10 protein-coding genes are annotated in these 11,822 nt (G+C 63.8%); 4 read left to right on the forward strand and 6 right to left on the reverse strand.

Annotation, left to right across the window (positions count from 1 at the left end):
- The first annotated feature begins 219 nt into the window (after positions 1-219).
- Positions 220-1,884: an energy-dependent translational throttle protein EttA gene (gene ettA, locus FB481_RS00560; protein WP_093499824.1), complete on the forward strand. Its 1,665-nt coding sequence runs from the start codon at positions 220-222 to the stop codon at positions 1,882-1,884.
- Positions 1,885-2,166: 282 nt separating this feature from the next.
- On the opposite strand, the gene rtcA is transcribed toward ettA, so the two are convergent.
- From rtcA to FB481_RS00590, 6 genes are all read right to left on the reverse strand, one after another.
- Positions 2,167-3,192 (reverse strand): RNA 3'-terminal phosphate cyclase, encoded by a 1,026-nt coding sequence (gene rtcA, locus FB481_RS00565; RefSeq protein WP_147174776.1) that lies wholly within the window; start codon positions 3,190-3,192, stop codon positions 2,167-2,169.
- A 135-nt stretch (positions 3,193-3,327) separates the two neighbouring features.
- Positions 3,328-4,116 (reverse strand): nucleotidyltransferase domain-containing protein, encoded by a 789-nt coding sequence (locus FB481_RS00570; RefSeq protein WP_147174777.1) that lies wholly within the window; start codon positions 4,114-4,116, stop codon positions 3,328-3,330.
- Positions 4,117-4,132: 16 nt separating this feature from the next.
- A complete protein-coding gene (locus FB481_RS00575; protein ID WP_147174778.1) occupies positions 4,133-4,711 on the reverse strand; it encodes a hypothetical protein in 579 nt (192 codons plus the stop codon).
- A gap of 47 nt (positions 4,712-4,758) precedes the next feature.
- Positions 4,759-6,111, reverse strand: coding sequence for a HEAT repeat domain-containing protein (locus FB481_RS00580; protein WP_147174779.1), 1,353 nt, complete (start codon positions 6,109-6,111; stop codon positions 4,759-4,761).
- A gap of 5 nt (positions 6,112-6,116) precedes the next feature.
- On the reverse strand, positions 6,117-7,343 hold the full coding sequence (locus tag FB481_RS00585) for an RtcB family protein (protein ID WP_147174780.1): 1,227 nt from the start codon (positions 7,341-7,343) through the stop codon (positions 6,117-6,119).
- A 4-nt stretch (positions 7,344-7,347) separates the two neighbouring features.
- Positions 7,348-7,737 (reverse strand): zinc-ribbon domain-containing protein, encoded by a 390-nt coding sequence (locus FB481_RS00590; RefSeq protein ID WP_218571893.1) that lies wholly within the window; start codon positions 7,735-7,737, stop codon positions 7,348-7,350.
- Between the two features lie 275 nt (positions 7,738-8,012).
- Here FB481_RS00590 and rtcR point away from each other — a divergent pair, with 275 nt between their 5' ends.
- The 3 genes from rtcR (at position 8,013) to FB481_RS00605 (ending at position 11,745) form a co-directional block, all read left to right on the forward strand.
- Entirely contained in the window at positions 8,013-9,617 is a 1,605-nt protein-coding gene (gene rtcR / locus FB481_RS00595) for an RNA repair transcriptional activator RtcR (RefSeq protein ID WP_093499814.1), read from the forward strand.
- A 194-nt stretch (positions 9,618-9,811) separates the two neighbouring features.
- Positions 9,812-11,146 (forward strand): NADP-specific glutamate dehydrogenase, encoded by a 1,335-nt coding sequence (gene gdhA / locus FB481_RS00600; RefSeq protein WP_147174781.1) that lies wholly within the window; start codon positions 9,812-9,814, stop codon positions 11,144-11,146.
- A gap of 134 nt (positions 11,147-11,280) precedes the next feature.
- Entirely contained in the window at positions 11,281-11,745 is a 465-nt protein-coding gene (locus FB481_RS00605; protein WP_147174782.1) for a hypothetical protein, read from the forward strand.
- The last annotated feature ends 77 nt before the right edge of the window (positions 11,746-11,822 follow it).

Here is an 11,822-nt window from a genome sequence, read left to right on the forward strand (position 1 = left end):
CGACGAATGTCCTGCATTGGAGGCTCTTCCTAGTCGCGTGCAGATCGCCGAAAATACCCGGTCATCGCTGTACTGTAGTCTGTGCCGGTGATTGCCGTGCATGCCGTTGCGCGTTGCAGCTCGACGCCCCACCCAGTGCGGCATTTATCCGTTTGCGTGAGGCGGCGTCTTGGCATAGGGTGCGCGCCATCGTCGCCATTTATTAGTGAGGTCTGAATTTTGGCTCAATACGTCTACACCATGCATCGGCTGAGCAAGGTCGTGCCGCCGAAGCGCGAGATCCTCAAGAACATCTCCCTGTCGTTCTTCCCGGGCGCCAAGATCGGTGTGCTGGGCCTCAACGGCGCCGGTAAATCGACCCTGCTGCGCATCATGGCGGGCGTGGACAAGGAATTCGACGGTGAAGCCCGGCCGATGCCGGACATCAACGTCGGCTACCTGCCCCAGGAGCCGCAGCTGGACCCGAGCAAGACCGTGCGTGAAGTGGTCGAGGAAGCGGTCAGCGTGGTCAAGGACGCCCAGGCGCGCCTCGACGAAGTCTACGCCGCCTATGCCGAGCCGGATGCCGACTTCGACAAGCTGGCTGCCGAGCAGGCCAAGCTCGAGGCCATCCTGCAGGCCAGCGATGGTCACAACCTGGAGCGTCAGCTGGAAGTCGCCGCCGACGCCCTGCGCTTGCCAGCCTGGGATGCGAAGATCGAGCACCTGTCCGGTGGCGAGAAGCGCCGTGTGGCCCTGTGCCGTCTGCTGCTGTCGGCCCCCGACATGCTGCTGCTCGACGAGCCGACCAACCACCTGGACGCCGACTCGGTGGCCTGGCTGGAGCGCTTCCTGCACGACTTCCCGGGCACCGTGGTGGCGATCACCCACGACCGTTACTTCCTCGATAACGTCGCCGGCTGGATCCTGGAACTCGACCGCGGCGCGGGCATTCCGTACGAAGGCAACTATTCCGGCTGGCTGGAAGCGAAATCCGACCGTCTGGCCCAGGAGTCCAAGCAGCAGTCGGCCCACGAGAAGGCCATGAAGGAAGAGCTGGAGTGGGTGCGCAAAGGCGCCAAGGCCCGCCAGTCGAAATCCAAGGCTCGCTTGCAGCGCTTCGAGGAAATGCAGTCCCAGGAATTCCAGAAACGCGCCGAGACCAACGAGATCTACATCCCGGCCGGTCCGCGCCTGGGCGACAAGGTCATCGAGTTCAAGAACGTCACCAAGGGCTACGGCGACCGCGTACTGGTCGAAGACCTGTCGTTCAGCGTACCCAAGGGCGCCATCGTCGGCGTGATCGGTGGTAACGGTGCCGGTAAGTCGACCCTGTTCCGCATGCTGATGGGCAAGGAAACCCCGGACTCGGGCAGTATCGAGATCGGTGAAACCGTGCAACTGGCCTGCGTCGACCAGAGCCGCGAAGACCTCGACGGCAGCAAGACCGTCTGGGAAGCGGTGTCCGATGGACTGGACATGATCAAGATCGGCAACTACGAAGTTCCGTCCCGCGGTTACGTGGGCCGTTTCAACTTCAAGGGCGCCGACCAGCAGAAGTTCGTCAAGGACCTCTCCGGTGGTGAGCGTGGCCGTCTGCACCTGGCCCTGACCCTGAAGGAGGGCGCCAACGTCCTGCTGCTCGACGAACCGTCCAACGACCTCGACGTGGAGACCCTGCGTTCGCTGGAAGAAGCACTGCTGGACTTCCCTGGCGCCGCCATCGTGATCTCTCACGATCGCTGGTTCCTAGACCGCGTGGCGACCCACATCCTCTCTTACGAGGATGACGGCGTGATCTTCTTCGAAGGCAACTACACCGAGTACGAAGCCGACCGCAAGAAGCGCCTCGGCGACGCCGCCGCCCAGCCGCATCGGGTACGGCACAAGAAGCTGGCGCAGTAAGCGTCGCCTCACGAAACGGAGCCTCAGGGCTCCGTTTTTTTATGGCTGGGTTTTTGGGCACGTTTTCGAATTGCTATCGTTTCGATGACTGCAAAGTGGCGGGAGCTGACGTTTGCGTAAACGTGTAGGAGGGGCTTTAGCCCCGAGCTCTTTTCACCCATCTAAAGCTCGGGGCTAAAGCCCCTCCTACAAGAGCAGCGGCGTCCCGATGTCCGCTTCTGCCTTACTGCCGCCGATCCATGAGATATGTGTTCGCTGGTACACCACGACCGCGGTCAGGCCTCAGGCGCGGCTACTCACCTCGACCCTTAATACCTTGCCCGCCGGCGTGCAACGAACCGCCACCGGACAGAAAGCTTCGATCACCTGGATATTGCTCTGCAGATGTTCGCTCAGGTGCGTAGTGGTGAAGCTGCCGCTGCCTGCCAGCGCCATCGGTAGCAGCAACTGGTCGGCCAGGTGCTCTGCCACCGCCGCACCGCTGGCCAGCCACTGGCGCAACGGCTCGATGGCGCGATCGGCCACCGCCTCGGCACGTACGCCGTTCTGGCCGAAGGCGCAGAACTGCTCGGTGAGCTGCGCGCAGGCCACCGTGAGGGTCAGGATGTTGCCCGGGCCATGCTCCTGGTCCAGCCAGGTGCAGTGCAGGTTGGCGTCCGGCCACTGCAGGCGTTTGCCGACGCGCGCCAGCTCGCGCTCGCCCACGTGGCCGGGAATGCCGGCCAGCAGCACGTCGGCACGTTGTTCCAGCAGTGCGCCCCGCTCGGGCAGGTGCAGGGGCATCAGCAGCGACGGCTGGATGAAGGCTTCCAGCGCGCCGCCACCGGCCGGTACGAAGCCATGGCGATGCAGCTGCAACTCGACCCGGCCGCCCATACGCCGTAGCAAGGGCACCCAGGCTCGGTCGAGGAAGTCGAACGGCGGCGCGGCCGGGTTGTGGGTGCCGCCGCTGATCTGCACACGGCTTGGCTCGGCGGCCCGCAGCAAGGCCGGCAGAACGGTTTGCAGCACCAGGGTGCAGCTACCCGCCGAGCCGATGGCGAAGCGGTACTCGCCACCGCGGATTGGGCCGGGGCGAAACACCAGGCGGGTGGCGTGCAGTTCGGCGCCCTCGACCTCGGCGCCGCTGATTTCGGCGGCGGCGAGCACGGCGGTCAGGTGCTGGCGCAGCAGGCCCGGGCGACTGCGCCTGGCGCGAATGTTGATGATGCGAAACGGCGTGCCGGTGATCATCGACAGGCTCAGCGCCGTACGTAGCACCTGCCCGCCGCCGATGGCGCCGTCGAGCTCGAGAATATCCTTTTTCATGGTGAATCCTTTGATCGTTGATCGTTCCCACGCTCTGCGTGGGAACGCCCATCGGGACGCTCCGCGTCCCTCTCTGTAGTAGATCGGGAGATCGTCCCGGGTGTCGCTGCGCTCGACCCGGGCTACGAACGTGGCTCAGGCGTAGCGGCTGACCATTTCGCGCAGGTAGGCGTCAAGCAGGCCGCTGTCCGCCTGGGTACGCGGCAGCGCCGGCACTGGCCGCTCCAGCTGTGCCTCGATAAAGGCGTGCAGGGCAGGGCGGCGCGGGCCGTAGGTGGACTCGTCGGCGCTACGCTTGAGGGCCAGCAGCTCGTCCACTTCGGCCAGCAGCGGCGCATCGTCAACCGTCTGCAACAGATCGGCGAAGGTCATCGGCGGGCGGCCACGGCCCTGGTCTATCCACAGCACGGCCAGCAGCGGGCGCAGCACATAGAAGTACTTCTTGAGGCGCACCGTCTCGCCCTGCAGGTAGCCGCGAAAGTTCTTTTTCGCCATCGACAGGTAGTGGTTACGCGCCGCCGGCGGGCTGTAGAAATGCTCGGCCAGCTCGCGCAGGCGCGCCGTGGCTTGATCTTCCTGGCGGTACACCAGGGGCGAGTCGAGCCATTCCAGTAGCGTCGGGTTGGATTTGCGCAGCAGGCCGAGGGTCTTGCGCAACTCCCAGCCGCTGACGTCCAACTCGTCGTCCAGCGGGCGCTCGATCACGTCGCGGCCTTCATCTACCTGGACGAACCAGTCCGGTTTTTCCACGTAGACGAAGCGCACATCGTAATCGCTATCCGTCGAGGCGAAGCCCCAGGCGCGGCTGCCCGACTCGCAGGCATACAGCACCTTCACGTTGTGTTCGCGCTCGACCCGTTCGAGTTCAGCCAGCACCCGCGCGCGCATGGCGTCGCTGAGGGGGTGGCGTTGTTGCATATCCATGTCTTTGCATCCTTGTCTAGTCTGTCGCGCTGGCGGCCAGCGCGGACAATGTCCGACGTCGCGGGTTGTATAGCGTGAGGCACCAGATGCCCCACCATTCCTTGCCGTCGTCGAAATAGTCGCTCCAGGCGCTGCGCTGCGGATCTTCGTGCGCATGGCCGACCCAATCGAACACCTGCAGCTGTTCATCGGGATACAGCCGCAGCATGTGCAGCCATTCGCGGAAGTCCGCCACCTGCAACTGAGTGCCGTAGGGCGGGTTACGGAAGTTGCGGCACAGCAGGCTGTTCTCGCTGGCCAGCTCGCGGATTGCGTCGTTAGTGAGCGGCTGTGAGCGGGCCTGAGCGAGATCCGCCGTCAGTTCGGAACAGCGGTGGTTTGCGTAACTAGCATGCTGGGCGATCAGGTTCTGTTGCCAGATCCGAGCGCGCGCCTGGATGGTCTCGAACAGCAACTCCAGGGCCTGCCGATGCTCCGCCTCGCCAGGTGTGGCGGTCGGGTCGAGCATGGTCACCACGAAATCGAACACGCAGCCCGCCTCTTCCAGGCGGGTGCGCAGTTCATCGAGTCGCTGGCTTTTCATCATTTGCAGCATGGCCTCACCTCATCCCGTTATTCGCATGCCTCGAGCAGGCGGTTTTTTCACGTCAGGCGCGTCACGCAACCTGGCGGCAGGGCGCCGTTGTCCTGCAGTTCGGCAACCCGGGCAAGCAACCTGCGGCGTTTGGCTGGCGCTGTGGTCGGGTCGACCATCAGGTATTGCTGCTGGCACCAATTGGCGATCGAGGTCAGCCAGTAGTTGCGCTGCTGGACATCGTTATCCAGGCGACGCAGCAGGTAGGCCAGTTGTTGCCAGCGTGGCCGCAGCGCCATCAGGGCGGCCCGGCGGTGGTCCTGCAGGCAGTGCCAGTCACGATCCAGGCGCCTGTCGAGCTCCGCTTCCAGTGCATCCCAGGGCTGGCGGCCTATGCGTTCGCAGGCCTTGGCGAACACCTTGTCGGCCGGATCGTCCAGCATCGCCAATTGCTCGCCCAGGTGCTCGTCGCCGAGGCTCGTCAGCGCAGCCAGGCGCACGCTGGCCATGGGCGAGCGTAGCGCCGCAGCGCGCCAGTGCTCACCCAGGCTGACCTGCAGTTCGCTGGTCAGGCCAAGTACGCCCAGCCATTCGCGCTTGGACGTTGGCAGGGCGGCGTCCAGTCGCTTTGCGAGCACTTCCCGTGCGTCGAGCTGCCAGCGCGGCGCCGCCCAGCGAGCCAGGCTGCGCACCGCGGGCGAGGCGTCCAGCAGGGCGCCACGTAGCATCTCGCGTGGGTCGTCGAGCTTGCTCAGCAGCGCATGCAGGGCTTTGACCCGCACGCTGGCGCCAGGCGTGGCCAGTGCGTGCTGCAACAGCGGCACGGCCTGTTCCGCGGGCATGTTCTGGCAGGCCGAAACCGCCATCTGGCGTACCGTCATCTCGCGATGTACCAGTGCTTTGCCGAGCAGGCTGACGGGGTCGTCGCTTGCCTCCAGCAGCAGGTCGAACAGGAACCGCGCACTTTTGCCGTGATGCACGACGAATGTCGCCAGCACCGTATCGCGCACCTCGGCGCCCTGCAGTGCCGTGCGGGCTAGCGCCAGTGTCTCTGTGTGGTCGGCGCGCTGGCGCTCAGCAAGCGCCATCAACGGTTGCAGGGCATACAGTAAAGCCGGCGCATGCTCGGACATGAGGTAGCGTCGTACGCCTGCATCGGCCAACTGGTGTACCTGGGGCACCCAATCGTTGAGCCGTTCGAGCAGGGCAGCCAGGGCTTCTGGTGAAGGCAACTCACTCAGTTCACGCACCGCCACCTCGCGCACGAAACCGTTGCCATGACAGCTCAGCGTGAGCCAGTCGCCTTCGCCCTTGCAGTCAGCGAGGGCTTCCAATGCCTCGTGATGGCGACGGTCTTCCCAGTAGTCGCCGGAGGCTGGGCGGCCTTTTAGCCGCTGCAGCCACTCTTTCAGGTGTTTCATCATCTCTATCCTTTAACGCACACCACCTGACGCAGGGTGTGCACCACTTCCACCAGCTCGCGCTGGGCGTCCATGACCTGATCGATGTCCTTGTAGGCCATCGGGATTTCGTCGATCACGTCGGCGTCCTTGCGGCATTCGACGTGGGCCGTGGCCTTGATCTGGTCTTCCACGGTGAACAGCTTCTTGGCCTTGGTGCGGCTCATGGTGCGGCCAGCGCCGTGGCTGCAAGAGCAGAACGCCTCCTCGTTACCCTGGCCGCGCACGATGAAACTCTTGGTGCCCATGGAGCCGGGGATGATGCCCAGTTCGCCCTTCTTCGCCGACACCGCGCCTTTGCGGGTTACCAGCACCTCTTCACCGAAGTGGCGTTCCTTCTGCACGTAGTTGTGGTGGCAGTTCACCGCTTCCAGCGCGACGTCGAACGGCTTGGCGATCACCCCGCGGGCCGCGGTGATCACCGCGTGCATCATCAACGCACGGTTCTGCTTGGCGAAATCCTGGGCCCAGCCCACCGCTTCCACGTAGTCGGCGAAGTGCTGGCTGCCTTCCTCGAAATAGGCCAGGTCACGGTCCGGCAGGTTGGCGATGTGCTGGCGCATATCGGCCTGGGCCAGTTCGATGAACAGGTTGCCGATGGCGTTACCCACGCCGCGCGATCCGCTGTGCAGCATGAACCAGACCCGGTTCGCTTCGTCCAGGCACACCTCGACGAAGTGGTTGCCGGTTCCCAGGGTTCCCAGGTGTTTACGGTTGTTGGTCTTCTCCAGCCGCGGGTACTTGTCGGTGATCGCCTTGAAGCGCTCGCTCAGCGCCGACCAGGCATGGTCGGCCATCTCCGGCACGTTTTCCCAGGCGCCCCGGTCGCGACCTCCACGGGTATTGCTTCGCCCGTGGGGTACGGCCTTCTCGATGGCGACGCGCAGGCCGGCCAGGTTGTCCGGCAGGTCGTGAGCCATCAGCGAGGTGCGTGCGGCGATCATCCCGCAACCGATATCCACCCCGACCGCTGCCGGGATGATTGCGCCGACCGTGGGAATCACGCTACCGATGGTCGATCCCTTACCCAGGTGCACGTCCGGCATCACGGCCAGGTGCTTGAAGATAAAGGGCATCTTCGCGGTGTTCATCAACTGCTGCTTGGCGTCTTCCTCGACGGGAACGCCTTGCGTCCACAGTTTGATCGGCTTGCCGTTGGCGACTTCCAGCAGGTTGTAGGTTTTCTCGTTCATCTCGTCATGCTCCTGCTTGCGTTATGGCCCGGGCGGCGTTGGGACGTTCCCGGCCATCGCGAATCCTTTTGTTCAATCGGCAGGCCCGGCAGCGTATTGCCGTGGAAAATACCTGCCCTTTACACACCTCGTACCACCAGCGCTGCTGAGCTGCCGTCCAGATCTGCCCAGCGCCGCAATCGCGACAGGTGAATGGCAGGTCCTGGTACCAACCGCGCTGGACGAAAAGCGGTTCGTCATAGCTGTAGTAAGGCGCGAGGCTGGCGCGGTTGACCGCAATGCTGCCGGGTGGCGGCATCTGGCTCGCAGGCCAGCTGGCCGATGCAGCCTGGCGCAGCTTGCGTTTTGCGCGTGCCTCACGGATTTCCCAGCGGCGTTGCTTGTTGCTTTTCACGGCATCTTCTCCTGCGCTGCGCAGGTTCTTTCCAGGCCTGCTCAAGCGTTCCCGTGTTTCTTGCCGATTCAGCTTTCTGCAAGCTGCATCAGTGATCGCTCAGGATGGATATAGCGATAGCCGTGCCAGTTTTTTTGTGGATGCGGTTATTATTTTTAAATTATTGATATTTATATATTTTTATATATTTAAGGATTCTCATGAAGTTATCGAGGGCTGGTCTGGTCTGAGGTTTTGGATATTCTGTTATCAGGATTTATCTCTATGGATAAACTATGAGAGCAAAGAAAACCGTCGCCATCGGCTTCATCGGCGCCACTCTGGATCGGGTCGGCAAGGGCGCCAATCGCTGGAACAAGTGGCGGCCGAGTATCGGGCTGTGTCAGCAGCCGGATTTGCTGATCGATCGCCTGGAGTTGATCCACGGCACCGACGCACGGGATATCAGCCTGGCCGAGCGCATCCGCGCCGACATCGAGCAGATATCCCCGGAAACCGAGGTGCGCCTGCAGCCGATGCACCTGCGCAACCCCTGGGATTTCGAGGAGGTGTATGGCGCGCTGCATGACTTCACCAGCGGCTATGCCTTCGATACCGAGCGTGAGGACTACCTGGTGCACATCACCACCGGGACCCATGTGGCGCAGATCTGCTGGTTCCTGCTCACCGAGGCGCGCTACCTGCCGGCGCGTTTAGTGCAGACCTCGCCGGCGCGCAAGCGTGATGAGCAGGCGCAGGTCACCGGCACCCATGCGCTGATCGACCTCGACCTGTCGCGGTACGACCGTATCGCCACGCGCTTCCAGCATGAGCGGTTGGAGGGGCTGGCGTTTCTCAAGTCCGGCATCGCCACGCGCAACGCGGCGTTCAATCGCTCCATCGAGCAGATCGAGCGGGTCGCCGTGCGTTCCTCGGCACCGATGCTGCTGATCGGCCCGACCGGTGCGGGCAAGTCGTTCCTGGCCCGGCGCGTCTACGAGCTCAAGCGCAGCCGTCATCTGGTCGATGGCCGCTTCGTCGAGGTCAATTGCGCGACCCTGCGCGGCGACGGCGCCATGTCGGCGTTGTTCGGTCATATCAAGGGCGCCTTCACCGGTGCGCAAAATGCCCGCGATGGCCTGCTGCGCGCCGCCGATGGCGGCATGCTGTTTCTCGACGAGATCGGTGAACTGGGCCTGGACGAGCAGGCCATGCTGCTCAAGGCCGTCGAGGAAAAGCGCTTCTTTCCCATGGGGGCGGACAAGGAGGTGAGCAGCGACTTCCTGCTGATCGCCGGCACCCATCGCGACCTGCGCGTCCGGGTCGCCGAAGGGCTGTTTCGTGAAGACCTTTATGCGCGCATCAACCTGTGGACCTTCGAGCTGCCGGGCCTGGCCGGGCGCCGCGAAGACATCGAGCCGAACATCGATTTCGAGCTCGAGCGCCATGCGCGCGAACAAGGGCGAATGGTGCGCTTCAACCTGGAGGCGCGGCGCCGCTACCTGGCCTTCGCCAGCTCCGGCGAAGCCGCCTGGCAAGGCAACTTCCGCGAGCTGTCGGCCTCGATCACGCGCATGGCGACCCTGGCCGACAGCGGGCGCATCGACGAGGGTCAGGTACAGGAAGAGATCGAGCGGCTGCGGCGCGCCTGGGGCGTTTCGGGAGCGGAGGATGACCTGTCGACTCTGTTGGGCGAGGCCGCAGGTGATATCGACCTGTTCGACCGTCTGCAACTGCAGGCGGTGATCGATATCTGTCGACAGGCGGGCAGCCTGTCCGAGGCGGGCAGGCGTTTGTTCGACATCAGTCGCCAGGCCAAGGCCCAGCCCAACGACGCGGATCGCCTGCGCAAGTACCTGGCGCGTTTCGGCTTGAGCTGGCAGTCCATTCGCGAGGAGTGATTTTATGGTGCGCAATGAGGCTTGTTTGGTGCGCTACAGGGGTTGTTGAAAGCCCTGTTTTTGAGGGTGTATTTATAGTAAAGCACCAAAAAGTTTCATAAAGGCGTCATTTTGCCCTTTTTAAGGGCGTGGCGTTCTTGCTAGAGTCCCGCCACTTTTCATTGCGCGGCGCAGCAAGACGCCAGGGAGCCTGCATGAGCATGTCCGTCGATCATTTCCTCGAAGGCCTGAAACAACGCGATCCTCACCAGCCCGAATTCCACCAGGCGGTGGAGGAAGTGCTGCGTAGCCTGTGGCCGTTCCTGCAGGCCAATCCGCGTTATCTGGAGGCGGGCATCGTCGAGCGTCTGGTCGAGCCGGAGCGTGCCGTGCTGTTCCGCGTGCCGTGGGTCGACGATGCCGGGCGCGTGCAGGTCAACCGAGGCTTGCGCATCCAGATGAACAGCGCCATCGGCCCGTACAAGGGTGGCCTGCGTTTTCACCCCTCGGTGAACCTGAGCGTGCTCAAGTTCCTGGCCTTCGAGCAGACCCTGAAGAACTCCCTGACCTCGTTGCCCATGGGCGGCGGCAAGGGCGGGGCGGACTTCGACCCCAAGGGCAAGAGCGACGCCGAGGTGATGCGTTTCTGCCAGTCGTTCATGACCGAGCTGTACCGCCACATCGGCGCCAACCTGGATGTGCCGGCCGGTGACATCGGCGTCGGTGGCCGCGAGATCGGTTACCTGTTCGGCCAGTACAAGCGCCTGGCCAACGAGTTCACCTCGGTGCTGACCGGCAAGGGCCTGACCTACGGCGGCAGCCTGATCCGCCCGGAAGCCACCGGCTACGGCTGCGTGTACTTCGCCGAAGAAATGCTCAAGACTCGCGGGCGCAACTTCGACGGTCAGCGCGTGGCCATCTCGGGCTCCGGCAACGTGGCGCAGTATGCGGCGCGCAAGGTCATGGACCTAGGTGGCAAGGTGGTTTCCTTCTCCGATTCCGAAGGCACGCTGTATGTCGAAGAGGGCCTCAGCGAGCAGCATTGGCAGGACGTGATGGCGCTGAAGAACCAGAAGCGTGGCCGCCTGAGCGAACTCGACGGCGGTGCGTTGCGCTTCCAGGCCGGCCAGCGCCCCTGGGGCCTGGCGTGCGACATCGCACTGCCCTGCGCGACCCAGAACGAGCTGAACCTCGACGACGCCCGCGCGCTGCTCGGCAATGGCTGCGTGTGCGTGGCCGAGGGCGCCAACATGCCGACCACGCTGGATGCGGTGGACCTGTTCATCGAGCACGGCACCCTGTTCGCCCCGGGCAAGGCCTCCAACGCCGGTGGCGTGGCGGTCAGCGGCCTGGAAATGTCGCAGAACGCCATGCGCCTGCACTGGAGCGAAGGCGAGGTGGACGAGAAACTGCACGGCATCATGCAGTCCATCCACAACGCTTGCGTGCGTCACGGCGAGGAGAATGGCGGCATCAACTACGTCAAGGGCGCCAACATCGCCGGCTTCGTCAAGGTGGCCGACGCCATGCTAGCCCAGGGCGTGGTCTGACGCCCGCATGCGCAGCCGGGCAATCCGGCTGCGCTGCCACTGTCACATTGCTTAAACATCAGGCGCCGACAATGCCGTCCCGTTGCGGCGCAGGATGGTGCCGCGTTCGTTGAGTCGATGATGAGAGTGGAGTCGTGAAACAGATCCCGGGAATGCTCGAAGGCGCCATGGCCGTTCGCTTCTACCAGAGCGTGCAGGGGCCTGTCCCCATCGAAGTCGGTGCCGCGGTGCCAGGCAGGAGTATGTCCGCCATCGTCAAGCCGACGGTCAGCCCCATCACCCTGGATGCGGCCTGTGAGGAAGACCTCGGCCTGTCGCTGCTCGAAGCCGAGGCCACCGGTCTGGTTGCCGAAAAGGTCTGCGACCAGCTCAACGTCTTCTACGCCGGGCGCCGGGTCAATTGCAGCTGTGCGGCGGAAGTCGAAGCGATCATCGCGCTGTTCCAGGCCGCCGGTATGGAGCTGGAGTTCTCGCTGTCGACCCTCGACGCCGCCGCGCTGTACCTGCCCGATGCGCCGCCGCTCGACCAGTACCCGGAAAGCGTCGCTCGCGATCTGTTCGTGTTGGCCAGGCCGTTCGAAATGTGGCGTTTGCGCTGAGCTGCCGAGAGCGCTGTTTTTCCTTCCTGGATACCGCTACGCCTGCACTGGATTCGGTGCAGGCGTTTATTTTTCAT

It is taken from the genome of Pseudomonas sp. AG1028, from assembly GCF_007993955.1.
Lineage (GTDB): Bacteria > Pseudomonadota > Gammaproteobacteria > Pseudomonadales > Pseudomonadaceae > Aquipseudomonas > Aquipseudomonas straminea.